Origin of the sequence: Ruminococcus hominis (genome assembly GCF_014287355.1) — a bacterium.
Classification (GTDB): Bacteria; Bacillota; Clostridia; order Lachnospirales; family Lachnospiraceae; genus Schaedlerella; species Schaedlerella hominis.
This window is the reverse complement of sequence record NZ_JACOPE010000001.1, coordinates 2,017,300-2,044,050: the sequence shown is the minus strand read 5'-3', so window position 1 is coordinate 2,044,050 and position 26,751 is coordinate 2,017,300. Positions and strand designations below refer to the sequence as shown.

Sequence of the window (26,751 nt, the reverse complement as noted above, 5' to 3'; positions counted from 1 at the left end):
CGCGAAAGATGGAAAGGAGAAAGACTATGGCAACACTGGAAGAATTGCGAGTACAGTTAGATGGAATAGATAATGAGATCGCCCGGCTTTTCGAAGAACGTATGAAAGTATGTGGTGAAGTTGGTGAATATAAGATCCAGAGTGGGAAGAAGGTTCTGGACAGACAAAGAGAGAATAATAAGCTTGCCGATGTGGCATCAAAAGTACACGGTGAGTTTAATAAAAAGGGGATTCAGGAGCTTTATACGCAGCTAATGTCGATGAGCCGTAAGCTTCAGTATCAGAAACTGGTAGAGGCAGGAGCGTTGGGAAGACTTCCATTTATTGCTATTGAATCTTTAGAAAAAGAAAAAGCAAGAGTTGTATTTCAGGGCGTAGAAGGAGCTTATGGACAAGCTGCAATGTTTAATTATTTTGGAGAGTCCTGTAATGGCTTTCATGTGCATACATTTCGTGATGCAATGGAAGCTATTGAAGAAGGTTCGGCAGATTATGCTGTACTTCCGATTGAAAATTCATCTGCAGGGGCAGTGAATGAGATGTACGATCTCCTTGATGAGTTCGAGAATTATATTGTTGCAGAGACGATCATTCCAATCACACATACATTGGCAGGCATTCCCGGAACGAAATTAGAGGAAGTAAAATGTGTTTACTCTAAGGCAGAAGCACTCATGCAGACAACACATTTTCTTGATGAGCATGCTGACTGGCAGCGTATCAGTGTTGTGAACACTGCAGTTGCAGCGGCAAAAGTAGCAGCAGAACAGAATAAAGAACAGGCAGCGGTATGCAGTGCTTATGCGGCTAAATTACAAGGATTGGAAATACTGGCAGACAATATCAATGATGAAAAAAATAATTCAACCCGTTTCGTAATTGTAACCAACCAGAAAGTATATTTGAAAGATGCGAATAAGATCAGTATAAGTTTTGAGCTGCCTCATGAGAGCGGTTCACTCTATCGTATCCTGTCTCATTTCATTTATAATGATCTGAATATGACAAAGATTGAGTCCAGACCAATCGAAGGAAGAAACTGGGAATATCGTTTCTTTGTAGATTTTGAGGGAAATATGGAACAGCCGGCAGTGAAGAATGCGCTTCGTGGGCTTCGCGAAGAAACAAGAAATCTGAATATATTAGGAAATTACTAAAAACAAAAAGTAGAATATATTTGGAAAATTATTAAGAAATAAGAAACTTGAATGTGATGGCAATTATTTAATAGAAAGAAGGAATTACAATGCATACAAATGAATTGATGCTGTACAAAAACATGGAATATGGAGAGATTCTTCAAGACATGACATTTTTGATGGAGAACTATAACAATGAATACTATAATAGAGAAGACTTGAGAAGTTTATTGTTCGAGTGCATTAACGAACTGTTAGAAATTTCGGTCAGTCATGGATTTGAAGGAAACCTATGGCATACATACCTGACATTTCTTTTATCAAATGATGAGAACGCCTATAGCACCTCCTGTGAAATTGTAGGACCTGTAGAAGGCAGCATCAATCAAATTGCCATGCATGATTTTAAAGTGTTCAAGGAATTGTTTGATTATGATTTTGAACCATTAATGAAAGAGCTGGATGCAGAAAGCTTTGCTGTTTTATTGAATTATACCAATGTAAATGAAGGAAGCAAAGTATTTAATAAACGTATTCGTGACAGAATCTGTAACTTGAGTAAATCATTAGGAGAGGCAGAATCAGTTGAGTTGTTTGGAAAACGCCTGACACAATTTTACAAAGAATTCGGAGTCGGAAAATTAGGACTTCATAAAGCTTTCCGTATTGAGCATCTGGAAGGAGAAAACGCAGAGATTGTTCCAATTACCAATATTGCACATGTACATTTGGATGACCTTGTAGGTTATGAAATTGCAAAAAAGAAATTGATCGATAATACAAAAGCATTTGTAGAAGGAAGAAAAGCAAATAACTGTCTGTTGTATGGAGATGCAGGAACTGGAAAATCATCTTCTATCAAAGCAATTTTAAATCAGTATTACGACCAGGGATTGCGTATCATTGAAGTTTACAAGCATCAGTTTAAAGATTTGAATGACATAATCGCACAGATTAAAAACCGCAATTATAAATTTATTATTTACATGGATGATCTCTCATTTGAAGAATTTGAGATTGAATATAAATATTTGAAAGCCGTTATTGAAGGTGGATTAGAGAAAAAGCCAAACAACGTGCTGATTTATGCGACATCAAACCGTCGTCATTTAATCAGAGAAACGTTTAAGGATAAACAGGATCGTGATGAAGATATGCATACAAATGACACGGTTCAGGAAAAATTATCTTTAGTAGCAAGATTCGGAGTGACAATTTATTATGGAGCACCGACAAAGAAAGAGTTCCAGCAGATTGTAAAAGAGCTGGCAAAAGCAAATCAGATTCAGATGCCGGAAGAAGAGCTGTTGCTTGAAGCAAATAAGTGGGAGCTTGCTCACGGCGGATTATCAGGAAGAACAGCACAGCAATTTATCGATTTTTTGCTGGGTCAGAATGCATAAAGAAGAGGATGATGGAGCACAAAAGCTTCGTCATCCTCTTTTTATAATCTTAATCTATTCTACAAGCTGGATTCCGGAAATATCGCTGTCGATGATCAGTGAATAATTCGTGTAATATACAACAAATCCTGGCTTCCCTCCACGTGGCTTTTTCACGTGCTTTTTCTCAACATAGTCAATCTCAATCTTGTCTTTATCCTTCATACTGGAGTAGTAAGCGGCAAGCTTTCCGGCTTCTTCAAATGTGCGGTCCGGAAGCTCGTCTCCGTTAGTCTTGACGATAACGTGGGAGCCAGGAGCCTGCTTTGCATGGAACCACCAGTCATTGCCGACAGCAAAATGAAATGTGAGTTCTTCATTTTGAAAATTATTCTTTCCAACATACATATGATATCCATCACTGGAAATATAATGCAGAGGCTGACTTTTAATCTTAATTTTCTTTTTCGTGAATTTGCGGCGCATATATCCGGCATCAATCAATTCTTCCTTGACCTGAGCAAGATCGTCTTCTGTCTGTGCAATGAAAAGTGCATTCTGTACAGATTCCAGATAATCAATATCCTCTTTGGTTTCTTCAATTAAGCGAGAGAGTGCTTCGAAGGTACGTTTCTGTTTGTTATACTTGTCAAAATAACGCTGTGCATTTTCCTGCGGTGTCTTTGTTGGATCAAGCGGGATTGTTACCATCTCATTTGTATAGTAATTAAGTGCGTCTAACTTTTTCGCATCCGGTTCAAGGTTATAACCATAAGTATGGATCAGTTCTCCGTATACTTTGAACTTATCACGATTTTCGGTATCTTTAAGCTGGCGTACCTGCAAATCATATTTCTTTCTCGCACGTTCCAGAGCCGTCTGGACTACATGACGAAGGTCTGTAGATTTTTGACGGATTCTTGTGATCGCATTTCGAGAAGAATAGTATAAATCCAACACTTCAGAAATAGATTCAAAGTCCTTGCGGGTATAATTTGAAAAATGCGACAGTGGTAGTGAAGAAAACTCTTTTGGTTCATTCCCATTATAATAAATAGCCGGTTTAAAATCCCCCTCGGAAATAGCAGAAAAATAAATTGTAAACTGGTTATACAAATGCAGCTTGATATCTTCAGATAATTCCTTAGGAGTAATAGAAGAATCAATTCCGGATAAATAGCAAATCTCTTCTGCAACAACAGGACTGACACCGGTAAAACTAGTGTAGATAGTTTTTGCAAGTGGGAGTGGTTTGCTGTCAATAGTTTCGATAAAATCCTGCCCACTGATACTTAGTGGGTCATGTTTTTCCATTGTATCGGGAATAAAATAAGTGCGTCCCGGCAATACTTCACGTACAGAACTCATCTGTGCAGGAACATGCTTGATACTGTCGATGATCATACCTTCTTCATTGCAGAAAATGATGTTGCTGTGCTTTCCCATGATCTCTACAATCAAATCCTTACGGCATAAATCCCCCATCTCATCTAAATGCTCAATCGTAAAATGGATAATACGCTCCAGCTTTGGCTGCCATATATCAATGATACGACCGTTTGCAATATGCTTACGAAGCAGCATACAGAAGTTTGGTGCCGTCATAGGACTTGGTTTATTGGTGTCTGTTAAATATATTAAAGGAAGCGATGCACTTGCAGAGATACAAAGTCGTCTCTGTCCGGCGGGAGACTTGATCGTAAGAAGAAGCTCATCGGATTCAGGCTGTGCAATTTTGGCAATTCTTCCGTTTATTAATTCTTGTTTTAATTCGTGAACCAGATTGGCCACGACAATTCCATCAAATGCCATGTCATATCCTCGTTTCTTTATGATTATATTCCTGAATATGGAATGTCAGGTTACAAAAAATTAGTAATTGATACAGAGAAAGTATAACACAGATTCATTTTCAGATAAAGAAATTTATAAAACTCAAAGTGAAATGGTTGACCTTGACTGTGGTTACGAGGTATAATGTTATGAATGTAAAAAAACGAATAAACAGAGGTTGACATCATGATAAAAAGCATGACAGGATTCGGAAGATATGAGTATCAGACTGAATCTAAAAAGTTTACAGTGGAATTAAAAGGGGTAAACCACAGATATTTAGACGTTAACATTCGTATGCCGAAGAAATTTAATTTTTTCGAAACTGCAATCCGCACATTGTTAAAACAGTATGCGCTACGCGGTAAAGTAGATATTTTTATTACATACGAAGATAACTCAGAAAGTCAGGCTGCACTTAAGTATAATGAAACACTTGCAGCGGAATACATGAGATACTTTAAGCAGATGGAAGAATCGTTTGGAATTGATAATGATATCCGCGTTTCTACATTGGCACATTGTCCGGAGGTATTGACAATGGAAGAGAAGCCGGATGATGAAGACGCTTTGTGGAGTGGTCTGCAGATGGCATTAAAAGGTGCATTTGCACAGTTTGTTGAGACACGCACCACAGAAGGTGAGAACTTGAAGAAGGATATTTTGAACAAGCTTTCCGGCATGGAGACACTAGTAGGACATGTGGAAGAGCGGTCACCACAGATTGTGGAAGAGTATCGTAAGAAACTGGAAGATAAGATCCATGAACTATTGGATGTGCCGGTTGATGAGAACAGGATGGCAGCTGAAGTAATCTTATATGCTGACAAGATTTGTACAGACGAAGAGACTGTTCGTTTGAAGAGCCACATTTCGCATATGCGGGATACATTAGAAGAGACGGAAGGAATCGGAAGAAAGCTTGATTTTATTGCACAGGAGATGAACAGAGAAGCCAACACCATCCTTTCAAAGGCGAATGATCTGGAAGTTTCGAATTATGCGATTGGATTAAAGACAGAGATTGAGAAGATTCGTGAACAGATCCAGAATATTGAATAGTTATTGAATATGGTTTTAAGTATGAGATAGTGGAGAAGAGAGCAAATGAATAAGAAGGGCATTTTAATCGTAGTATCCGGTTTTTCAGGAGCCGGCAAAGGAACTTTAATGAAAGAACTTCTGCAGAAATATGAAGAGAAGTATGCGTTATCTATTTCGGCAACAACAAGACAGCCAAGAGAAGGAGAACTTCATGGTCGCGAGTATTTTTTCATTTCAAAAAATGAATTTGAAAAAATGATTGCGAAAGATGAGCTGATAGAGTATGCTAGATACGTGGAAAATTACTATGGTACACCACGAAGCTATGTAGAGCAGAAGCTTGACGAAGGCAAGGATGTGATTCTTGAGATTGAGATTCAAGGAGCGCTGAAGGTGAAAGAGAAGTTCCCTGATACACTGCTATTGTTTGTAGCTCCTCCATCTGCACAGGAACTGAAGCATCGTCTTGTAGGACGAGGAACAGAGACCATGGAAGTGATCAATTCCAGAATGAGCCGTGCTGCGGAAGAAGCAGAAGGTATGGAGAATTATGATTATCTGATCATTAATGATACATTGGAAGAGTGTGTGGAACAGATGCATTCAGTCATTCAGGCAGAACATTTAAGATGTTCAAGAAATACAAACTTTATAGAAAAGATTCAAAAAGAATTGAAAGAGATGAAAGGAGAATAAAAGTATGTTACATCCATCTTATACAGATTTGATGCAGGTAGTGAATAAGGACGTGGAAGAGGGCGAAACAAAGGTTGTTAACAGCCGTTATTCTATCGTTATGGCAACATCTAAGAGAGCAAGACAACTTATCGACGGAGAGATGCCGCTGGTAAAAGCAAAGAAAGGTGAAAAACCACTTTCTATCGCAATTCAGGAGATGAATGAAGGAAAGCTTACAATCGTTACTGATAACGCAGAGGAAGAAGAATAAAAGTAGATAAGAATAAAGAAAAGGCAGGTTCCGGCAGGTATCTGCCTTTCTGAGTGATTTGGAGAGTGATTATGAAGATATTATTTATTTCCCTGGGATGCGATAAGAATCTGGTAGATTCAGAAGTGATGTTAGGGCTTCTTGCGTCCAGAGGTTATGAGATGATCGACGATGAGCAGGAAGCAGATATTATTGTTGTAAATACATGTTGCTTCATTCATGATGCAAAACAGGAAAGCGTTGATAATATTCTCGAGATGGCAGAATATAAGAAAACAGGAAAATTAAAAGCATTGATCGTAACAGGATGTCTGGCAGAGCGTTACAGACAAGAAATCATTGATGAGATTCCAGAAGTAGATGCAGTGCTTGGAACAACGGCATATGACAAGATACTGGATGCAGTTGACGAAGCACTGGAAGGAAAACATTTTCTGGAGATGGAGGATCTTCAGGCATTGCCTGTTGTCGATACAAAACGACAGATAACAACAGGCGGACATTTCGCATATATGAAAATAGCAGAAGGCTGCGACAAGCATTGTACATATTGCATTATTCCGAAGATTCGAGGAACTTATCGAAGTGTACCGATGGAGCAGCTTATCAAAGAAGCAGAAGAACTGGCAGCACAAGGCGTAAAAGAGTTGATTTTGGTCGCACAGGAGACGACACTTTATGGAAAAGACCTTTACGGAGAAAAGTCACTTCATAAGCTATTAAAAGAGCTGTGTAAAGTGAGTGGAATTCAGTGGATACGAATCCTCTATTGCTATCCAGAAGAGATTACAGATGAATTGATTCAGGTTATAAAAGAAGAACCAAAGATCTGTCACTATTTAGATCTTCCAATCCAACATGCGAATGATGAAATTCTAAAACGTATGGGAAGAAGAACAAGTAAGCAGGAATTGATCGATATTGTTACAAAGCTTCGAAAAGAAATTCCGGATATTTGTCTGAGAACAACTCTGATCACAGGATTTCCGGGAGAGACAGAAGAACAGCATCAGGAACTGGTAGAATTTGTAGATGAGATGGAATTTGACAGACTTGGCGTATTTACATATTCACCGGAAGAAGACACACCGGCTGCAACAATGCCAGATCAGATAGATGAAGAAGTAAAACTTGAACGTCAGGCTGAATTGATGGAGCTTCAGCAAGAGATTGCTTTCGATACTGCAGAAAATATGATCGGCAGAGAGATGCTCGTTATGATTGAAGGTAAAATTGCAGATGAGCCGGCATATGTAGGAAGAACTTATCGCGACGCACCGAAGGTGGATGGACTTATTTTTGTGGAAACAGGGGAACTACTCATGTCAGGTGATTTCGCAAAAGTAACAGTGACAGGAGCAGAAGAATATGATCTGATAGGAGGATTGACAAATGAACTTACCGAATAAACTAACTGTATTAAGAGTAATCATGGTTCCGTTTTTTGTATTTTTTATGTTAACAGATGTAGGTGGACCGGCGAATAAATGGATCGCACTCATTTTATTCTGTGTGGCAAGTCTGACAGACATGTTGGATGGAAAGATTGCAAGAAAATATAATCTGGTGACAAACTTTGGAAAATTTATGGATCCATTGGCAGATAAACTTCTTGTATGCTCAGCGATGATCTGTATGATTGAGATGGGAAAACTTCCGGCATGGATCGTTATTGTGATCATTGCAAGAGAATTTATCATTAGCGGATTCCGTCTGGTTGCTTCCGATAACGGAATTGTTATCGCTGCAAGTTACTGGGGAAAATTCAAGACAGTATTCCAGATGGCTATGATTATCGTACTGATTGCAGATTTTGGCGGTGTTTTCGATATTATTGCACAGGTTTTGATTTGGATAGCATTGGCACTTACCATTATTTCATTGATTGATTATGTTGTGAAGAATAAAGAGGTCTTAACACAGGGAGGCATGTAAAAAATGTATGCAGACTGGCAGATGGCAGAAAAGGTAGATCAAAAAGATGTATTAGAAGAACATGTAGTTGAAGTTCTTGCAAAACGTGGATGGACAGTAACGACAGCGGAGTCATGTACAGGAGGTCTGATCGCAGGCACATTGGTAAATGTTTCCGGGGCATCAGAAGTCTTGAATGAAGGGTACGTTACGTATTCAAATGAGGCGAAGCACAGATTACTTGGAGTTCAGATTCAGACATTAGAGCAATATGGTGCTGTCAGCGACCAGACTGCACGTGAAATGGCAGAAGGGGCAGCGAAAGCGGCGGGGGCAGATGTTGCTTTTGCTTCTACCGGAATTGCAGGACCGGGAGGCGGTACGCCGGAGAAACCGGTAGGGTTAATCTTTGTGAGCTGTTATATCCGGGGAAATGTATTTGTAAGAGAATGTCATTTCAAAGGAAGCCGTATGGAAAATCGGTTGAATACGGTACAGGCGGTATTCCAGTTATTCCTGGATAATTGTGGAGAGAATCTGGCTGAATAAGTATAATTGAGAAAATATAGAGACAGGTAAAAAAGAAGCTGCGAACTAAGAAATTAGTGAGTGGCTTCTTTTTTTTAAGTTGTTTTTTATGAATAGCATGTGTTATACTAACACAAAGCATATTTCTTATGAATCTAAGGTGACGATTCACCATCTATTTTCTAATTTCATTTCAGAAGTCTATGCTTTAGATACCAATAGTTATGTAAAGCAGGAGGCGGCTGAAAAAAGAGTAGATAACCTCCTGCAAAAAGGAGGAAAAGTGAATATGTCAAAACGAAAGAATGCACAGAGAAGCAGGAAGTATTCTGTACGGAATCGGACAGTAAAAGCAACAAAGAAGTACAAAGATACTATTTTTCGTATGTTGTTTGAAAACAAGGAAAATCTGTTGTCGCTTTACAATGCAATGAATCACAAGAATTATACAGATGCAGATGCATTACAGGTAGTAACGTTGGAAAATTCGATTTATATGGGAATGAAAAATGACTTAGCATTTATTCTGGATATGAATTTATATTTGTATGAACACCAGTCTACATATAACCCGAACATGCCGCTAAGAGACCTGTTTTATATCTCTAATGAATATCAGAAACTGGTTGTTCAGAAGTCTTTGTATTCGTCAGTGCTACAAAAGATTCCGGCCCCCAAATTTGTTGTGTTCTATAATGGGACGAAAGAGATTGAAGATGTCAGTGAGTTCAGACTTTCATCAGCGTATGAATGCCAGACAGATGACCCAGATCTGGAATTGCGAGTAACTGTGCTGAATGTTAATGAAGGTCATAATCAGGAACTGATGGAACACTGTCAAATATTGAAGGAATATGCTCAGTATGTAGCGAAAGTCCGTAAATATACTTCTTTAGGAGAGCTGTCATTGGAAGAAGCAGTAGAATGTGCCGTTGAAGAATGTATAAAAGAAGGAATATTAGCGGAATTTCTAATCCAAAATCGAGCTGAGGTGATTAGCATGAGTATATTCGAATATAACAAGGATGAAGAAGAGAAAAAGCTAAGGAAGGCTGAATTTGAGGCTGGACGGGAGGCTGGAATCGAGGAGGGCCGAAAGGAACTGCTAAAACAACAGATCCAAAGAAAACTTTCCAAAGGAAAATCAATAGATGAGATAGCAGAAGAATTAGAAGAATCCGTTACCGTTATACAGAATCTTCTAAGTGAGTGTAAAATAAAATAGTTTGAATATTAGAAGAAGCTGCAAACTAAGAAATTAGTGAGCGGCTTCTTCTAGTTCGGAAACTTCTTTTAAGAGACGATTCGGTTTTTCTTTAATTCACTACTTGGCATCTTTCTCGATAAAAGAAAGTTACGCATCCAGTAATTCAATCAACTTGTCAAGAAATGCTTCTTCTCCTAATGTGTTAATTTTGAAAAATACAGCTTGGCTTCCTCCTGCTGTAATTGCGGAAAGTTGAACCGGATCTTTGTCGTTTTGGAAAAGCGTAATATTAAGACTCACTCTATTTCCACCAGCATAGCTGTAACGTTCAAAAACACGAACACTGCAACGCGCAGTTCCACTTCGAAAGTCACTGGCATCTTCTAGCGTTGCTGACATACTGCCATTTAATATCCCGTTTTCAATATTGGAAAGTAACTGATCAAAATCTTCATTTATACTTCTTTCTATTTTTGCCATACACAAATACTCCTTAATTATCTAAAAATCCTGCACTACCGTTCATACGATGCAATAATTTCTTTGCTATCTGCTATTTTATAATCAAGTGTTTCCAAATTACCAATCAAATCAAATGTTATATCTGCATTAACCTGCAATTCATCTTCGAGTTTAGAGGCAGATGGCTCAACTTTTAGAAAAACTGTTAATCCATAAGGCTCACTTTCAGACTGTATTTCTATACTATCATATGAGTATCCTTTTGGATAATCTTGACTGCTTACAATTTTTATGACATTCGAAGAATCTCCTACATAATCTGTCTTGTATTGTGATAAATCAGGAACCTCATACATTTTTTCTTTTCTTCCACACGCAGGAACTAATATTATTGACAATACAATTAGAATAATTGCAATTATTTTTTTCTTCATAAGCAATCTCCTCTCTAACAGTAAGATAGCACAACCACCTGAATTCTTCAAATATCGATTTTTTCACTTTTTTCAATTCTATATTACATAGGATCTTTCTTGGTTATTTTAATAGATCTGTAATACAAATCTTTAAATCATCATAAATTCCAACACTGATTTCATCGTCAAAAGAATATTGTGTTGAATCCTCAACATTACCAAAGCAGTAAACTTGAATCGTCTGCTTCATAGGGTTTACAATCCAATATTCCCGAACACCAGCAGTACGATATTTGAATAACTTGGTCAAATAATCCATTCTCTGACTGTTTGGTGATACGATTTCGATAATGAAATCCGGTGCACCATTACATCCTCTGTCATTCATTTTGTTTGGATCACAGATTACGGAGATATCCGGCTCTACATAATTCCGATCATCTTGATTGAGAAATACAGCAAATGGTGCAGGATAAACTTTGCATGGTCTGTTATTTTTCCTAATATAATCTCTGAGAGTTGCAGAAAGCTCCATTACTAGTTCCTGATGCAATGGACTTGGTGGTGCCATGTCATAGATCTGTCCGTCAATCAGCTCTGCACGTTTTCCTTCCGGAAGAGCGTAGATGTCTTCGACTGTGTAAGTATCGTTTTTTAATAGTGGCATGTGATCACATCCTTTCTACTTGATTGTATGACTTAAGTATAACCAATTTTATCTCAGTCGAGAAGACTGAGATAAACGCTCCGCGAGGATGCGCAGTGATTCTGATAGGAATATGTCAGCTTCGCTGATCAGAATCAAGCGCTAAGTCTCACGGATGTTTGACTTGAATTTATATAGGTATTGTATTTCGTAAATCTTGGTATGTCAATAAAGGGAAACAAGAAGAAGTTTGTTAAAAATATATCGATAAAACAAGAATCTTATTATATTATCAAAAACAAAAAGAGAAATTGGTTAAAAAGAAAGGAGAAATAAAGTTGCTTGATATTACAGCATCAAATAGCATCGTTGCAGTTCGCTTGAAAAATGTTATTTCAGAAAAGGGGAAATCTGGTGACAGGTTGTCCTTTTTTGAAAATAAAATAAATGCGTATATTATGCGTACTTACTATTGGCAAATGCGTATTTAAGGCGTATAACAAAGAAAAACGGAGATGAGTACGTGAAACGGCGTGACCTGATAAAGAAACTTGAAGACGCAGGATTTTTGTTCAAAGATCATGGCGGGAATCATGATACGTATAAACGTGGAAATGATACGGAACAAGTTCCTAGACACACTGAAATTAATGAGATTACGGAGAAAAGAATCCTGAAAAAAATGGGGATTGAAATAGATTCCCAGGCTTTCGGGCATAATTTATTGACGTCAAGGCACCGATTACTATAACTAAATAGCAAGAAAGTGAGAAAAAGATGAAAGGAGCATATCCAATACTGGTTTTGATTATTCTGATGGAATATTGATTCTGGTTGATGTAGATTTTGAAAAGTTTAAACATGAATTAGAAATTGAATACAACAAAGCATTAAATGCAGTTGTATAGTTGCCACCAATCAAAATGGCCGGTGGTATTTTTGTACTCATAGGCGAGAAAGATGAAACATAAACAAGAATGCATAGTAACAAAAGATGCGGACATGATAGTTCAAAAATGGCTGTCTGTCCGCATTAATAATGATTCGATAAAGTTCATAGAAATCTATTACTACACACCAACTGGATACGCTTACAAGAAAGCTGTCTATCGTGTGTCAGACCTGAATCGAGACTGTGAGAAAAAGTCTCAGGCGTCGACTTTTTGACTCTCATGGGGCCAGTATTCTGGCTATGCAGTGGTTGTTTATATGACTGTCCATTTTCTAACGGGGTTGAATTTCTGTCCTTCTGATAAATCTCTTCTGCGGGAATCTTTATATACAAGTGGTTTGGCTTAGAAAACCCACCAGATCTTCTTAACAGTAGTCCGGCTTCGTCCAATTCCTTTAATGCAGACTTTATGGACGACCTACATTTCCCTATATGTTTTATTAATTCCGTAATCGGATAGATCACATAGATCCGGCCATTTTCATCCAACCAGTTATTCATTTGTGAGAGTCGTGCCCGGTCATACAGCAGCATATACACCACCTTCCCGTTCTGTGAAATCGGATACTTCAACAGGAACTTAGGGAACTGAAAGTATGCAACCGAAATTTCTTCCTTGGTTATGTATTTATAATTCAATTCTTCACCTCATTTCGACTTTTTGATATTGACATATAGGTTTAAGGTCTTCATATGTAGAAACGTTTTAGGGGGCTTATACAACCATTTGACTCAATTTTTTATTTTTACTAGAAAATTATTGCTTTTAACTATAAATAGCTGTTTCCCAAAAAAGGAACGCAGTTAATTAAAGACAATCCAATCACATTTTAAGTTATTTTCGATGGTCGTTTTTTTACCTCACATATACAAAAGACGAACGGACAAAAAACAGGTTCTGGCACTAAAATTTAAAAGAGTGAGTAATACGAATCAATAGACTTGACAATTTTTTTTAAAATGTATTAATGACCATTAATGATAAAATCGATTCTGTGCTAAAAATACGATGTATAGACATTACGTTTTGCCTTCATTTTTCCTCATGCCCATGAGGCTTTTTTCTCTTAAATTATGAGTAAACATATCTATTCATCTAGTAACAAAATGTCAATAGTTTTTTAATCACTTTTCTCAAAAAGTCAAAAAATAGAACGTATAGTTAATTTCCATACGCTCTATCTCACATTTTATATTTAATTTTTTAATTCACAAACTTGAATTTTCTTATGCTCCTGTTCTATTTTACAACTACAGTGTGGACAATATTCTTTACTATTTATAGGTACACCCCTTAATGATTTGCCACAGAATGGACAGTGATTTTTGATTACAATTATGATTAACCTATTATAAGTTATGCCACTTCAATTTTTGCAAATATCATCCAATCTGCAATACATGAAATTAAAATAACTATTCTTAAAAATGCCGGTACTCCTGCAAATTGTTCTAAATAATTTGAATGAACTCAATATTATGCTTTTTTCTCCTTAAATGACTTCAGAAAGATCACCCATCCAAAGATCAGCAGATTCATTACCAGTGCCACAGGAATATCTCCCCAGTGGATTTGCTGATTCTGAAGTACATCCGCAGAGTACGTTCCTGAAAAAACTACCACCATATTATTATTCAGAAAATGAATAATTATCGGAACCCAGATATTCTGGGTTTTCATATAAGTATATGCCATAAAAATCCCCAGTGAAATACAGGTAACAAACTGGCTTGCCAGAGCCGCCAGCCCCATATCCGGCGTAGTGTAATAGAAGAAGTCTATTGGCAGATGCCATACAGCCCACACACAGCCCAAAAGGATTACGCCGCCTTTTAGTCCAAATTTTTTCTGAAGAAGAGGCTGAAGATAATATCTCCATCCGTATTCTTCTCCAAAGAATGCCACTACTGACGGGAAAAAGTTTACCAAAACAGTAAAAAATATGATCCAGGTAGTAGGATTTGCCATTATTTTGCCAAATTCAGAAAGCTGGCCGCTCAGAGCATAGGCAATCACAAATCTGAGAAGATATAATCCAATAAACAACAGGATCATACGAATAGATATATTCCAATGTTCGCTGTTCAGTCCATAGGATCTGCGCTTTTCTTTACCGGATTGCAGAAGAAGAATCCAGAAAATAACGCTGCCACCTATCATAACGTACTCCATGATTGGTGCCCACTGAGAATACGGCATGCTCATCAGATCTCTATTTTTTGGAGCCAGAACAGAAGTCGCCGTGCAAATAACCAGCACCGCCGTGAGTGCTACAAAGAATATGTAAAAAGCCGTTGGAAGATTTTTATCTCCTTTTTTGGTAATTAAATAAGCCATCATTACACCTGCTGCTGGATACAGCATCTGCGCCCTTGGAAAAGCGCTGAGATCAAGACCTTTTCCATAGCCATACCACATCAGAAGTCCCATTACATATGTGATTCCGTATGCTATAATCACATAGATCAATAGCTGTTTTTTCTCTGTTTGCATAAATTTCATAATTTCCTCCTTGCAACTTCTAATTTGTTACTCACATGATATCATACTTTAGACACTTAGGCACAGGTTATTCCCCAAATTGGAGAAAACTTAAAACATTGATTTACTGCAAAGCATAACGAATCTTTTATTAAACAAGGGCAAGATGCGCCCTTGAGTAACTCTAATTTCCTTTTGGAAATCAGGATACCTGGCAATCTTGATGGGGATTTCGCTCCCCATTCCCTCGAACTTGTATCAATCAACAGATTTTTTAAATGGCTTACTACTTTCGTAGACGCAGCTTTCCTTTATATCTGCAGAGCAGTCATGTCGGAAAGGGGAATACTATTTTGAAAAGAGAACGACATTCGTGAAGACCTAATGAAATTGGAGGGGAAAATCAATGGCAGTATTAAAGTATACCTCAAGTAAGAACACTAATTACACAGACATTATTAATTATATGCTTTTCAAATATGATGAAACAATGGATAAACCTATTTTAGATGCGTTCAGGAGAAGATTACATTTTCAATCCGTGGTGTTAATATCTGGATAAAAAAGAAATGTCCTAACAGTATTCTTCATGTTTACGTGAATATGAATTAATCTGCTAAGGCATTTCTTTTTATTTGTATCTTTAAAATATCATTTGAAATAATCAATTTTTTAGCAAAGTATGTCTTTTTGGTACCATATGAGACGCATTTGTGCAAGATTTCCTCCTTCTTCAGATGTTTAGAACATATGGTTGATTACCTTTTTGATTACCTTTGCTTTTTGGAAAAAAGAAAAAAGCCTTAAAACAGCGATTTTACGCAGTTTCTAAGACTTTTTAGTACAGGGGATGAGAGAATCGAACTCCCACCAAAGGTTTTGGAGACCCCTATCATACCATTTGACCAATCCCCTATATTCTGTTTGGCTCACTTGAGCACTTGCTTAGTATAGCAAGTAAGATGTGGTTTGTCAACAAGAAAATTAGAAAATTTTTTAAATTTTAAAACAGAGTTAAAAATAACGATTTTACACAGATTTAATTCCCGGGAAATGCTGTATCAACTGGCATACGACAGAGCTGCGAGAAAAATGATAAGCAATTCTTTGGTAAATAAAGAAGTAATGAAGAGTAATGAGAATATATAAATAAAATTAATAAATATAAATTAGAATAAATTATAAAAGAGGTAAAAAATCTACAATGTCATATTTTGACAAATAAAATAAAACATGATAGAATGAATCGTACTTAAAGGTGTGAATGACAGAATGCATTTGCACCTTATTTTGTTGTAGGAGACGAAAGGAGATAATGGTTTGCTTACGATACAAAATTATGTAAAAGCAAAAACTCTGGATGAGGCTTACGAGTTGAATCAGGCACGTAACAGTCGTGTTATGGGCGGTATGATGTGGATGCGCCTTGGAAATGCGAGAGTAAAAACAGTAATTGATTTGTCTGAACTGGAGTTGAATAAAATTGAAGAGACGGATCATGTATTTAAGATTGGAGCAATGTGTACATTGCGTCAGTTAGAAACTCATCAGGGATTAAATGAATATTCAAAGGGAAATATAGCAAAAGCATTGAGCCCAATTGTAGGGGTTCAGTTCCGTAATCAGGCAACAGTAGGCGGTAGTATTTTTGGACGATATGGATTTTCAGACGTATTAACTGTCTTGCTGGCAATGGATACTTTTGTGGAATTATATAATGGGGGAACTGTTCGTTTGTCGGAGTTTGTGAATCGTAAGATGGACAAGGATCTTTTGATATCTGTAATTGTTCGTAAGAGTAACAGAAAGATCCATTATGAATCAATCCGCCAGACAAAAACAGATTTCCCGGTATTGACATGCGGTATTGTAACAGGTGTGTTTAAGGGAGAAAAACTGTGGTGGATATCTGTAGGGGCAAGACCTGGAAAAGCAGCACTTTTGGAGCTGGACTGGGATATTAGAGACGATGCTACAGAAGAAGAGATTGATGCATATGCAAAAAAAGCAGCAGATATGTTTACATATGGATCGAATATGAGAGGCAGTGCCGAATACCGAAGACATTTGGCAGAGGTATTGATTCGACGCTCGATTCGGGCAATTTTAGCGGAGGAACAATAAATAATGGAAATTAAATTTCGACTAAATGGCAAACCTGTTCAGACAGAGGTATCAGAGGACAGTGTTTTGTTAAATGTATTAAGACAGCTTGGATGTGTCAGCGTAAAATGTGGCTGTGAGACAACAAACTGTGGATTGTGTACTGTATGGGTAGATGGAAAATCTCGTCTGTCATGTTCAATCCTGGCAGCGGGAATTGACGGACATGAGGTGACAACACTGGAAGGTGTTCATAAGGAAGCAGAAGAGTTTGGGCGTTTTCTTGCAGCAGAAGGAGCAGAGCAGTGTGGTTTCTGTTCTCCGGGATTTGTTATGAATGTTCTTGCAATGTTCAGGGAGTTAGAAGATCCGTCTGTTGATGAGATTAAACAGTATCTTGCGGGAAATCTGTGCAGATGTACCGGTTATATGGGACAGCTTCGTGCTATTCAGAAATATATGCAGAGTAAGAAGGAGGAGCAGGCATAATGAAATATGTAAATCAGGCAGTGCCAAAGGTGGATGCTAAGGCATTGGTAACTGGAAAAGGCGTTTATGTAAATGACCTGGCTCCATCAGATTGTTTGATCGTAAAGGTTGTTCGAAGCCCTTATGCACATGCATTAATTAAGAGTATAGATAAATCAAAAGCAATGTTAGTGCCGGGAATTGAAGCAGTGTTTACTTATGAAGATTGCCCGGATAAACGTTTTACATTGGCAGGACAGACTTATCCGGAGCCAAGTCCGTATGACAGACTGATTCTGGATCAGAGAGTTCGTTTTGTCGGAGACCCGGTAGCAATTGTTGCGGGTAAGACAGAAGAGGCAGTTTTGAAAGCAATGAAGCTTGTGAAAGTACAGTATGATGTGTTGGAGCCGGTATTGGATTTCAGAACAGCAAAGGATAATGAGATTTTAGTACATCCGGAAGATAATTGGAGAAGTCTGGCACCGGTTGGAGCAGATAATAAGAGAAATCTTTGCGCACATGATGAGTGCTCTGACGGAGATGTGGATGCAGTTCTTGCTTCTTGTAAATATGTTGTCGACCAGACTTATCACACAAAAGCAAATCAGCAGGCTATGATGGAAACATTCCGTACATATTGCTATATGGACGCATATGGACGTTTGAACGTAGTAGGATCTACGCAGGTACCTTTCCATGTACGTCGTATTTTGGCGAACGCATTAGATATCCCAAAATCTAAGGTACGTATTATCAAACCTCGAATCGGAGGCGGATTTGGAGCAAAACAGACAGCGGTAGGAGAGATGTATCCGGCATTTGTAACATGGATGACTGGAAAACCGTCAAAGATGATTTTTACAAGAGAAGAATCTTTGATTGCATCTTCACCTCGACATGAGATGGAGATCCATGTAAGAGTCGGAGCTGATGAAGACGGAATAATCAAAGCGATTGATATGTACACATTGTCAAATACGGGAGCTTATGGTGAGCATGGTCCGACAACAGTTGGACTGTCCGGACATAAGTCGATTCCTTTATATGGAAAAGCAGAGGCTTTCCGTTTTACATATGATGTTGTATACACAAACTATATGTCTGCGGGAGCATATCGAGGATATGGTGCAACTCAGGGTATATTTGCATTGGAATCAGCTGTGGATGAATTGGCAAAACAGTTGGATATGGATGCAGTGAAATTGCGTGAGATGAACCTTGTCAGAGAAGGACAGGTTATGCCGGCATATTATGGAGAGACAGCAAACAGTTGTGCTCTTGACCGTTGTCTGGCTCGTGCAAAAGAGATGATCGGCTGGGATGAAAAAGGTATGCGTAAAGATATGGGCAATGGTAAAGTCAGAGGACTTGGTGTTGCAATGTCGATGCAGGGGTCCGGTATTTCCAGCTGTGATACTGCTTCAGTTACAATTAAAGTGAATGACGACGGATTCTATACATTGATGATTGGTGCTACAGATATGGGAACAGGATGTGATACAATTCTTTCACAGATGGCAGCAGATTGTCTGGACTGTAGTATGGATGAGATTGTTGTACATGGAGTTGACACAGATATTTCACCATATGATTGTGGTTCTTACGCATCTAGTACAACTTATGTGACAGGTATGGCAGTGATGAAAACTTGTGAGACTTTACGCAAGAAAATCAGTGAGAAGGGTGCAAAATATCTCGGCTGTCCGGTAGAAGATGTAGAATTTGACGGCGAAAAAGTCTTGAATCTGAAAACAGGAGAATCTATTTCTAGAAAAGATATTGGAAATAAAGTAATGTGCTTTAATGATGATGCACTTAGCGCAAGCGAAGCATTTACATCACCGGTATCACCACCGCCGTTTATGGTTGGAATGGCAGAAGTAGAGATTGATAAAGAAACAGGAGCAATCGAATTGATTGATTATGCAGCAGTTGTAGACTGTGGAACTGTTGTCAATCCAAATCTTGCCAGAGTCCAGACAGAAGGTGGAATCGCACAGGGAATCGGTATGGCAATGTATGAAGACATTGTATATAGTGCGAAAGGAAAGAACTATAGCAATTCCTTTATGCAATATAAGATTCCATCACGATTGGATGTTGGAACGATTCGAGTAGAATTTGAGAGCAGTTATGAACCAACAGGTCCATTTGGTGCCAAATCTATCGGTGAGATTGTAATCAATACACCATCTCCAGCAATTGCAAATGCGGTAGATCATGCGGTAGGCGTTCGAATCCGTGAATTGCCAATTACGGCAGAAAAGATTTTCTGGGGAATCCAAGAGCAGGAAAAACAGAAATAAGAAAACATTTTTAATATAAAAAAGAAATAAAAAAGATACAGCTGTTGTTGAAAAAAACAACGGTTGTATCTTTTGTTGTATAACCCGGGGGTTTAGAGAGTCTTTTGGTAAGCCAGACGTTCTGTGCCATCTTGCAGATGAACCAGACCACAATAAGAGAAACCATTTTTCTTAAGTAAATGTTGCATGACAGAATTATCACGGTGTGTATCAATTTTGAGATTACCGCATTGCTTTAATGCCCATTCAAGACAAAAAGAAGCAGTTCCATGGATGGTTCCATCTGAAGTAATACGGTGGACCACGCCATAAGGCATCGAATTCAACCAGTCACCTTCATAAATCTCGTTATAGTCAGGATCATCTGCTTTGTGGTAAAAAAATGTAGCGATGATTTTGGTGTGATCTTCACAGACATAGCTGTGACCGGATTTAATATCTGAAATAATGAGTTCTTTTTCTGGATAAGTCGTGCCCCATTGCACTGGATTGCTGTGACTGCTCATGAATGTACGTGCATTTTCATAAAGGTGTAACAGAATGTCTAAATCATCCATGGTCGATTTGCGAATGTTCATAGGTTTGCCCTCTCATTTTTTACATAAAATTTTATAAATATTTTAAAATGAAATCGTGGAATATGCAATAAAAACAGCACTGAAAAATAGTTAGAAAATGCGACGAAATCAAACAAAAAATCAGGGAAAAAGTAACATTATATAGCGGATTGTATGCCGAAAAATGCAATAATTGTACTAAATAAGGAACATAAGAAGAAATAAGAGATTTGAGGTTGTCTTTTTTTTAACGTGATGTTATACTGCGACTGTTGAAAAAAGTAATAGCTATAAAATAGCAAGGAGGAAGTATACAATGTCACAGGCACAGTTTGAACAGTGGACAGGATTCAAAGGTAAACTTTGGAAAGACGGAGTAGATGTTCGTGATTTCGTTCAGAACAACTACAAACCATATGATGGAGATGAATCTTTCTTAGTTGGACCTACAGAAGCAACAGATAAGTTGTGGGGAAGATTACAGGAACTTCAGGCAGAAGAGCGTGCAAAAGGTGGAGTCCTTGATATGGAAACAGAAGTTGTTTCAGGACTTACTGCTTATGGTGCAGCTTATATCGATGACAGCATGAAAGAGCTGGAGAAAATTGTTGGTCTTCAGACAGACAAACCTCTGAAGAGAGCATTTATGCCTTATGGTGGAATTAAGATGGCAGAGCAGGCTTGTACAACACATGGTTATGAGCCAAGTGCAAAACTGCATGAGATCTTTACAAAATATCACAAAACTCACAATCAGGGAGTATTTGATATCTACACACCAGAGATGAAAAAAGCTCGTCACAACAAAATCATTACAGGACTTCCAGATACATACGGACGTGGACGTATCGTTGGTGACTACCGTCGTGTAGCTTTATATGGTATTGATTACCTTATTAAGGAAAAACAGTCTGATTTCGTGAGAGGCGAGAGACACGGAATGAAAGGAACAGATTTCCGTCTTCGTGAAGAGATCACAGATCAGATCAACGCTCTGAAAGAAATGAAAGAGATGGCTGCAGCATACGGATATGACATTTCTGCACCAGCTAAAGATGCAAGAGAAGCTGCTCAGTGGCTGTACTTCGGATATCTTGCAGCAATCAAGACACAGAACGGTGCTGCAATGAGTGTTGGACGTATTTCTACATTCCTTGATATTTATATTGAAAGAGATCTTGAGAACGGAACTCTGACAGAAGAAGAAGCTCAGGAATTGATCGACCACATGGTTATGAAATTCAGAATGGTTAAGTTTGCTCGTATTCCATCTTACACAGAACTCTTCTCAGGAGACCCAGTATGGGCTACACTTGAGGTTGGTGGACTTGGACAGGACGGACGTTCTATGGTAACAAAGAACGACTACCGTTTCTTACATACATTAGAGAACATGGGACCTTCACCAGAGCCTAACCTGACAGTACTTTATTCTTCAAGACTGCCAGAGAACTTCAAGAAATATGCATCATTTATTTCTGTAACAACAAGTTCTATCCAGTATGAGAACGATGATGTTATGCGTCCGGTATGGGGCGATGACTACAGCATTTGCTGCTGTGTATCTGCTACTCAGACAGGTAAAGAGATTCAGTTCTTTGGAGCACGTGCAAACCTTGCTAAGTGTCTGTTATACGCTATCAATGGTGGTGTTGATGTGAAGACAAGACAGCAGGTTGGACCAGCTTACAGACCAATTACTTCAGAATATCTTGATATTGATGAGGTAATGGAAAGATATGACGCTATGATGGAATGGCTGTCAAAACTGTATGTAGATACATTGAACATGATTCACTACATGCATGATAAATATTACTATGAAGCAGCAGAGATGGCTCTTATCGACACAGATGTAAGACGTACATTTGCAACAGGTATCGCTGGATTCTCTCACGTAGTAGACTCTTTGAGCGCTATCAAATATGCAAAAGTTAAAACAATTCGTGATGAAGACGGAATCGTAGTTGACTTCGAGACAGAGGGAGACTTCCCAAGATATGGTAACGATGATGATCGTGCTGATGAAATCGCAGTATGGCTTCTTAAGACATTTATGCACAAACTGAAAAAATGCCATACATACAGAAATTCAGAGCCTACAACATCTATCCTTACAATTACATCAAACGTTGTATATGGTAAGGCTACAGGATCTCTTCCAGACGGAAGAAAAGCAGGCGAGCCACTTTCACCAGGTGCTAACCCATCTTACGGTGCAGAGCAGAATGGTCTCTTGGCTTCACTGAACTCTGTTGCAAAACTTCCATACGAAGATGCATTAGATGGTATTTCAAATACTCAGACAATCAGCCCAAGTGCACTTGGACATACAGATGAAGAGCGTACAAATAACCTTGTAAACGTTCTTGATGGATACTTCGATCAGGGAGCACACCACTTGAACGTAAACGTATTCGGTACAGAGAAACTGATCGATGCTATGGAGCATCCAGAGAAACCAGAATATGCTAACTTTACAATTCGTGTATCTGGATACGCTGTTAAATTCATCGACTTGACTCGTGAGCAGCAGATGGACGTTATTTCCAGAACTTGCCACAAATCAATGTAATAAGAATTAAACTTTGTTGAAAGTAAAGAGGGGCAGTTTCGAAAGGGACTGCTCCTCTTTGTAACAAATATTCGAAAAGGTATTATCAATAATAAGGAGAAAATAAAATGGCAGAAGCATTAAAAGGTTATGTTCATTCGCTGGAAAGCTTTGGATCAGTAGACGGCCCGGGAGTGCGGTATATTATTTTCCTGACAGGATGTGCAATGAGATGCCAGTTTTGTCATAATCCGGATACATGGGATATGAAGAAAGGAACTCTTTACACAACAGATGAACTGTTAGAAAAAGCAATGAAATATCGTTCTTACTGGAAAAATGATGGCGGGATCACAGTAAGTGGTGGAGAACCATTATTGCAGATTGATTTTCTGACAGAATTATTCCGTAAGGCAAAAGCAAATGGAATTCATACAACACTTGATACAAGCGGAAATCCATTTACAAGAGAAGAGCCATTTTTCAGCAAATTTAATGAATTAATGAAATATACAGATCTGGTGATGCTTGATATCAAACATATTGATGATGAGCAGCATAAGATTTTAACAGGATGTACAAATAAAAATATTTTAGATTTGGCCCGTTACTTATCAGACATCAAAAAACCTGTTTGGATTCGTCATGTTCTTGTACCGGAAAGAAGCGATTATGATGAATATTTGATCAAACTGGATGAATTTATTCAAACATTGGATAATGTTCAGAAAGTAGAAGTTCTTCCATATCATACTTTAGGTGCGTATAAATGGGATGAACTTGGCTATGAGTACAAATTAAAAGGAATTGATCCACCATCAGTCGAGAGAGTTGAGAATGCAAATAAACTGCTTCACACAGGAGTTTAGTGCATTTGAAAGTGACAATTGGAGACAATTGAGGATGGGGAGACCATTTGGGGACGTGGACCAGTTGGGGACGGGGGTTAGTGGCTTTTTTGCGAGCAAAAAAGCCACTAACCCCCGTCCCCAACTGGTCCACGTCCCCAAATGTCACTTTCACAAACGTTACTTTCCGTTGTATAATAATGTAACGACAATAAGTATAAGAGAGGAAAGAGATATGAATAAAAAAGAAGTACTGGAAATTAGAAAACAATTTACACCAGCAAACTGTGCGATTACGCGTATTTGCGGATGCTATGTAGACCATGAAAAGACAAAACGTTTAGAATCGAAAGAAGCATTTCTTTCTTTGCCGGAAGAAGAAGCATTTAAGTATTTTGATATTTTTAAGAAAACATTATCAGGGAGTCTGGGGAAGAACCTGTTGAATATGGAATTTCCTTTGGAACAGGAGATGCCGGGAGGAACGCAGGAATTTTTATTGAAATTAAAAAACAGTAAATTAGAAGATGATATGCTTTTGGAAGAGTTTTACGATAAAATAATCGAGAACTATGAGTATGAAGAAAACTATTATATTATTTTGATCCATGCAATGTATGATATTCCGGGAAAAGGAACAGATGAATTAGAAATGTATGATGCATCGGATGAGGTATTTGAATATCTTATATGCAGTATCTGTCCAGTGTCATTATCAAAAGCCGGATTGTGTTATAATGCCGAGGATAACAGGATTGAAGACCGTATACGTGACTGGATTGTAGATAAGCCTGATAAAGGATTTTTGTTCCCTGCATTTACAGATCGAAGTACAGATATCCATGGGGTATTGTATTATACAAAGAAATCGCAGGACCTTCAGCCGGAGTTGATCAATCAGGTGCTGGGAGCGAAGATGCCGATGTCGGCGGACTCACAGAAAGAGACATTCCAGATGATTATTGAGGATACGCTCGGCGAAGATGGTGATTATGAAACGGTAAGAAATATTCATGAAACTTTGAATGAAATTATTGAAGAACATAAAGATGAGCCGGAACCAGTATCCTTAGATAAAACAGATGTGAAGAAAATCTTTGAGAATAGTGGCGTATCAGCAGAACAGATGGAGATATTTGAACAGACATTTGAGGCTGCAGCGGGCGAAAAATCAACACTTATTGCAGAAAATATTGCAGAGACAAGAAAATTCAATATTGAGACACCTGACGTGGTTATAAAAGTAAACCCGGACAGAGCTGATTTGATTGAAACAAGGATAATTGATGGAAGACAATGCATTGTGATTCCTGTTGATGACCATATAGAATTGAATGGGATTAATGTCCGTACAATAAAACGCCCGCAGGCAGATAAATAAAAGGAGATGAGTTAAATGAAACAGGATACACTAGAAGGCAGAGCGAAAACCAAAAACGGCGTAAAGCGATTATGTTTTTCTGGGTTTTGTATTTTGCTGGAAATTCTTTTTGTTATAGTTATGCTCACCAAATTGAATAGATACGCAGAATTTGTCAATTTGCTGACAAGGATTCTGGCAGGCGGTTTGGTTTTGGGACTTTATGCATCCAACAAAACTTCGTCTATGAAAATGCCATGGATAATTTTGATACTTATATTTCCGATAATGGGAGTTGGTCTGTACTTGATGATTGGATTAAACGGCGGAACTCGTAAAATGAGAATACGATACAAAGAAATTGATGATACTATTTTGCCGTTACTTCCGGAAAATCAAGAAACTTTAGGAAGATTAAACGAGAAAAATCCAAAAGCCGGCAATATTGCTTACTATATAAAGAAAAATGCAAATTATCCGGTATATCAGAATACGGATGTAACATATTACAGTGAAGCGGTAAAAGGACTGGAATCCCAGCTTGAAGAATTGTCAAAAGCAGAAAGTTTTATTTTTATGGAATACCATGCGATTGAGGATGCACAAGCGTGGTATATGATCCAAAAGGTTTTGGAAGAACGAGTACAAGCAGGAGTGGAAGTTCGCATTTTTTATGATGACATGGGGTCGATCGGATTCATAAATACAGATTTTATAAAGAAGCTTGAGAATGTAGGGATTCAGTGCCGCGTATTCAATCCGTTTATGCCGGGTCTGAATGTATTTCTAAATAATCGAGATCATCGTAAAATTACGGTTATAGATGGGAAAATCGGATTTATCGGCGGCTATAATCTTGCAAATGAGTACTTCAATTTTACACATCCATACGGACAGTGGAAGGATACGGGGATTCGTTTAGAGGGAGACGCAGTCCGGTCATTGACGATAACATTTTTAGAAATGTGGAATGCAGTCAATGATAAAGATAAAAATGATACGAATTTTGAAAAATATTTATTACCATATGAGTATCATGCAGAACAAAGTGGATTTATCCAGCCTTATGCGGACAGTCCGATGGATGATGAGCAGGTGGGCGAAGAAGTTTACATCAGCATGATAAATAAAGCAGAAAAATATTGTTGGTTTATGACGCCGTATCTGATTATTACAGATGAGATGATGCATGCAATGTGTCTGGCTGCGAAACGTGGGGTTGATGTAAGGATAATTACACCGGGAATTCCGGATAAGAAATTGATTTATAGTGTTACACGTTCATTTTATCACGGGCTGGTAAAAGATGGAGTGCGTATTTTTGAATGGACTCCTGGATTTTGCCATGCAAAAATGAGTGTAGCAGATGATTGTATGGCTACGTGTGGAACAATAAATCTGGATTATAGAAGCCTTTATCATCATTTTGAAAATGGATGCTTTATGGCAGATTGTAGCGCGGTTACTTTGATTAGAGAAGATTTAGAAGCAACCATGAAAGAATGCTGTGAAGTGACGGAAAAATATAGTTCAGGGAATAGTGCTTATTTGCGTCTGGGCCAATTGTTTATGAGATTATTTGCAGGATTATTATAGAA

General features: G+C 38.1%; 26 protein-coding genes and 1 tRNA gene. 19 read left to right on the top strand and 8 right to left on the bottom strand.

Going from position 1 to position 26,751, the window contains the following annotated elements; all coding sequences use genetic code 11:
• Nucleotides 1-26 precede the first annotated feature (26 nt).
• Together pheA and H8S40_RS09050 are read left to right on the top strand one after the other, a co-directional pair.
• Nucleotides 27-1,157 carry a prephenate dehydratase gene (pheA, locus tag H8S40_RS09055; protein ID WP_022075737.1) on the top strand — a complete coding sequence of 377 codons (1,131 nt, stop codon included), beginning with the start codon at nucleotides 27-29 and terminating at the stop codon, nucleotides 1,155-1,157.
• An 89-nt stretch (nucleotides 1,158-1,246) separates the two neighbouring features.
• The gene (locus H8S40_RS09050; protein WP_118723829.1) at nucleotides 1,247-2,542 is read left to right on the top strand and encodes an ATP-binding protein; all 1,296 of its coding nucleotides are present in this window, start codon (nucleotides 1,247-1,249) and stop codon (nucleotides 2,540-2,542) included.
• Between the two features lie 54 nt (nucleotides 2,543-2,596).
• On the opposite strand, the gene H8S40_RS09045 is transcribed toward H8S40_RS09050, so the two are convergent.
• The gene (locus H8S40_RS09045) at nucleotides 2,597-4,333 is read right to left on the bottom strand and encodes an Rqc2 family fibronectin-binding protein (protein ID WP_186865093.1); all 1,737 of its coding nucleotides are present in this window, start codon (nucleotides 4,331-4,333) and stop codon (nucleotides 2,597-2,599) included.
• A gap of 207 nt (nucleotides 4,334-4,540) precedes the next feature.
• Here H8S40_RS09045 and H8S40_RS09040 point away from each other — a divergent pair, with 207 nt between their 5' ends.
• From H8S40_RS09040 to H8S40_RS09010, 7 genes are all read left to right on the top strand, one after another.
• Entirely contained in the window at nucleotides 4,541-5,416 is an 876-nt protein-coding gene (locus H8S40_RS09040) for a YicC/YloC family endoribonuclease (protein WP_186865092.1), read from the top strand.
• 45 nt (nucleotides 5,417-5,461) lie between these two features.
• A complete protein-coding gene (gene gmk, locus H8S40_RS09035; RefSeq protein ID WP_186865091.1) occupies nucleotides 5,462-6,094 on the top strand; it encodes a guanylate kinase in 633 nt (210 codons plus the stop codon).
• 4 nt (nucleotides 6,095-6,098) lie between these two features.
• Complete coding sequence (gene rpoZ / locus H8S40_RS09030) at nucleotides 6,099-6,347, top strand: DNA-directed RNA polymerase subunit omega (RefSeq protein ID WP_022075732.1); 249 nt, start codon at nucleotides 6,099-6,101, stop codon at nucleotides 6,345-6,347.
• Nucleotides 6,348-6,418: 71 nt separating this feature from the next.
• Nucleotides 6,419-7,756, top strand: coding sequence for a 30S ribosomal protein S12 methylthiotransferase RimO (gene rimO / locus H8S40_RS09025; RefSeq protein ID WP_022075731.1), 1,338 nt, complete (start codon nucleotides 6,419-6,421; stop codon nucleotides 7,754-7,756).
• Complete coding sequence (gene pgsA, locus H8S40_RS09020) at nucleotides 7,740-8,282, top strand: CDP-diacylglycerol--glycerol-3-phosphate 3-phosphatidyltransferase (protein ID WP_022075730.1); 543 nt, start codon at nucleotides 7,740-7,742, stop codon at nucleotides 8,280-8,282. The genes rimO and pgsA overlap by 17 nt, the downstream gene beginning before the upstream one ends.
• A 3-nt stretch (nucleotides 8,283-8,285) precedes the next feature.
• A complete protein-coding gene (locus H8S40_RS09015; protein WP_186865090.1) occupies nucleotides 8,286-8,810 on the top strand; it encodes a CinA family protein in 525 nt (174 codons plus the stop codon).
• Between the two features lie 268 nt (nucleotides 8,811-9,078).
• On the top strand, nucleotides 9,079-10,014 hold the full coding sequence (locus H8S40_RS09010) for an RpnC/YadD family protein (protein WP_186865089.1): 936 nt from the start codon (nucleotides 9,079-9,081) through the stop codon (nucleotides 10,012-10,014).
• A 129-nt stretch (nucleotides 10,015-10,143) separates the two neighbouring features.
• On the opposite strand, the gene H8S40_RS09005 is transcribed toward H8S40_RS09010, so the two are convergent.
• From H8S40_RS09005 to H8S40_RS08995, 3 genes are all read right to left on the bottom strand, one after another.
• Nucleotides 10,144-10,476, bottom strand: a complete 333-nt coding sequence (locus H8S40_RS09005) for a DUF6054 family protein (protein ID WP_118723825.1) — start codon at nucleotides 10,474-10,476, stop codon at nucleotides 10,144-10,146.
• A 35-nt stretch (nucleotides 10,477-10,511) separates the two neighbouring features.
• A complete protein-coding gene (locus H8S40_RS09000) occupies nucleotides 10,512-10,892 on the bottom strand; it encodes a DUF4825 domain-containing protein (protein ID WP_186865088.1) in 381 nt (126 codons plus the stop codon).
• Nucleotides 10,893-10,995: 103 nt separating this feature from the next.
• Nucleotides 10,996-11,541 (bottom strand): Uma2 family endonuclease, encoded by a 546-nt coding sequence (locus H8S40_RS08995; protein ID WP_186865087.1) that lies wholly within the window; start codon nucleotides 11,539-11,541, stop codon nucleotides 10,996-10,998.
• Nucleotides 11,542-11,858: 317 nt separating this feature from the next.
• Between H8S40_RS08995 and H8S40_RS08990 the strand changes: the two genes are divergently transcribed.
• Together H8S40_RS08990 and H8S40_RS16185 are read left to right on the top strand one after the other, a co-directional pair.
• Complete coding sequence (locus H8S40_RS08990) at nucleotides 11,859-12,011, top strand: hypothetical protein (protein ID WP_186865086.1); 153 nt, start codon at nucleotides 11,859-11,861, stop codon at nucleotides 12,009-12,011.
• A 32-nt stretch (nucleotides 12,012-12,043) separates the two neighbouring features.
• Entirely contained in the window at nucleotides 12,044-12,271 is a 228-nt protein-coding gene (locus tag H8S40_RS16185) for a type II toxin-antitoxin system HicA family toxin (RefSeq protein ID WP_186865085.1), read from the top strand.
• A gap of 303 nt (nucleotides 12,272-12,574) precedes the next feature.
• On the opposite strand, the gene H8S40_RS08980 is transcribed toward H8S40_RS16185, so the two are convergent.
• A complete protein-coding gene (locus tag H8S40_RS08980; protein ID WP_186865084.1) occupies nucleotides 12,575-13,111 on the bottom strand; it encodes a replication initiator protein A in 537 nt (178 codons plus the stop codon).
• An 838-nt stretch (nucleotides 13,112-13,949) separates the two neighbouring features.
• The gene (locus H8S40_RS08975; RefSeq protein WP_186865083.1) at nucleotides 13,950-14,975 is read right to left on the bottom strand and encodes a CPBP family intramembrane glutamic endopeptidase; all 1,026 of its coding nucleotides are present in this window, start codon (nucleotides 14,973-14,975) and stop codon (nucleotides 13,950-13,952) included.
• A 385-nt stretch (nucleotides 14,976-15,360) separates the two neighbouring features.
• On the opposite strand from H8S40_RS08975, the gene H8S40_RS08970 reads away from it, so the two are divergent.
• Nucleotides 15,361-15,516, top strand: coding sequence for a hypothetical protein (locus H8S40_RS08970; protein ID WP_186865082.1), 156 nt, complete (start codon nucleotides 15,361-15,363; stop codon nucleotides 15,514-15,516).
• A gap of 282 nt (nucleotides 15,517-15,798) precedes the next feature.
• On the opposite strand, the gene H8S40_RS08965 is transcribed toward H8S40_RS08970, so the two are convergent.
• Nucleotides 15,799-15,869 (bottom strand) — tRNA-Trp (locus H8S40_RS08965).
• Nucleotides 15,870-16,274: 405 nt separating this feature from the next.
• Here H8S40_RS08965 and H8S40_RS08960 point away from each other — a divergent pair.
• Genes H8S40_RS08960 through H8S40_RS08950 form a run of 3 tightly spaced genes read left to right on the top strand, consistent with a single transcriptional unit; the run spans nucleotide 16,275 to nucleotide 19,834 of the window.
• A complete protein-coding gene (locus H8S40_RS08960; RefSeq protein ID WP_022075084.1) occupies nucleotides 16,275-17,078 on the top strand; it encodes an FAD binding domain-containing protein in 804 nt (267 codons plus the stop codon).
• Nucleotides 17,079-17,081: 3 nt separating this feature from the next.
• Nucleotides 17,082-17,546: a (2Fe-2S)-binding protein gene (locus tag H8S40_RS08955; RefSeq protein WP_118723816.1), complete on the top strand. Its 465-nt coding sequence runs from the start codon at nucleotides 17,082-17,084 to the stop codon at nucleotides 17,544-17,546.
• Nucleotides 17,546-19,834, top strand: coding sequence for a xanthine dehydrogenase family protein molybdopterin-binding subunit (locus tag H8S40_RS08950; RefSeq protein ID WP_118723815.1), 2,289 nt, complete (start codon nucleotides 17,546-17,548; stop codon nucleotides 19,832-19,834). The genes H8S40_RS08955 and H8S40_RS08950 overlap by 1 nt, the downstream gene beginning before the upstream one ends.
• A 92-nt stretch (nucleotides 19,835-19,926) precedes the next feature.
• On the opposite strand, the gene H8S40_RS08945 is transcribed toward H8S40_RS08950, so the two are convergent.
• On the bottom strand, nucleotides 19,927-20,412 hold the full coding sequence (locus H8S40_RS08945; RefSeq protein ID WP_186865081.1) for a GNAT family N-acetyltransferase: 486 nt from the start codon (nucleotides 20,410-20,412) through the stop codon (nucleotides 19,927-19,929).
• A gap of 295 nt (nucleotides 20,413-20,707) precedes the next feature.
• On the opposite strand from H8S40_RS08945, the gene pflB reads away from it, so the two are divergent.
• From pflB to cls, 4 genes are all read left to right on the top strand, one after another.
• Nucleotides 20,708-22,966: a formate C-acetyltransferase gene (gene pflB, locus H8S40_RS08940; protein WP_118723813.1), complete on the top strand. Its 2,259-nt coding sequence runs from the start codon at nucleotides 20,708-20,710 to the stop codon at nucleotides 22,964-22,966.
• Between the two features lie 107 nt (nucleotides 22,967-23,073).
• Nucleotides 23,074-23,814 carry a pyruvate formate-lyase-activating protein gene (pflA, locus tag H8S40_RS08935; RefSeq protein WP_118738447.1) on the top strand — a complete coding sequence of 247 codons (741 nt, stop codon included), beginning with the start codon at nucleotides 23,074-23,076 and terminating at the stop codon, nucleotides 23,812-23,814.
• A gap of 214 nt (nucleotides 23,815-24,028) precedes the next feature.
• Nucleotides 24,029-25,174 (top strand): DUF4317 domain-containing protein, encoded by a 1,146-nt coding sequence (locus H8S40_RS08930; protein WP_186865080.1) that lies wholly within the window; start codon nucleotides 24,029-24,031, stop codon nucleotides 25,172-25,174.
• Nucleotides 25,175-25,189: 15 nt separating this feature from the next.
• Nucleotides 25,190-26,749, top strand: a complete 1,560-nt coding sequence (gene cls / locus H8S40_RS08925) for a cardiolipin synthase (RefSeq protein WP_186865079.1) — start codon at nucleotides 25,190-25,192, stop codon at nucleotides 26,747-26,749.
• Nucleotides 26,750-26,751: the final 2 nt, after the last annotated feature.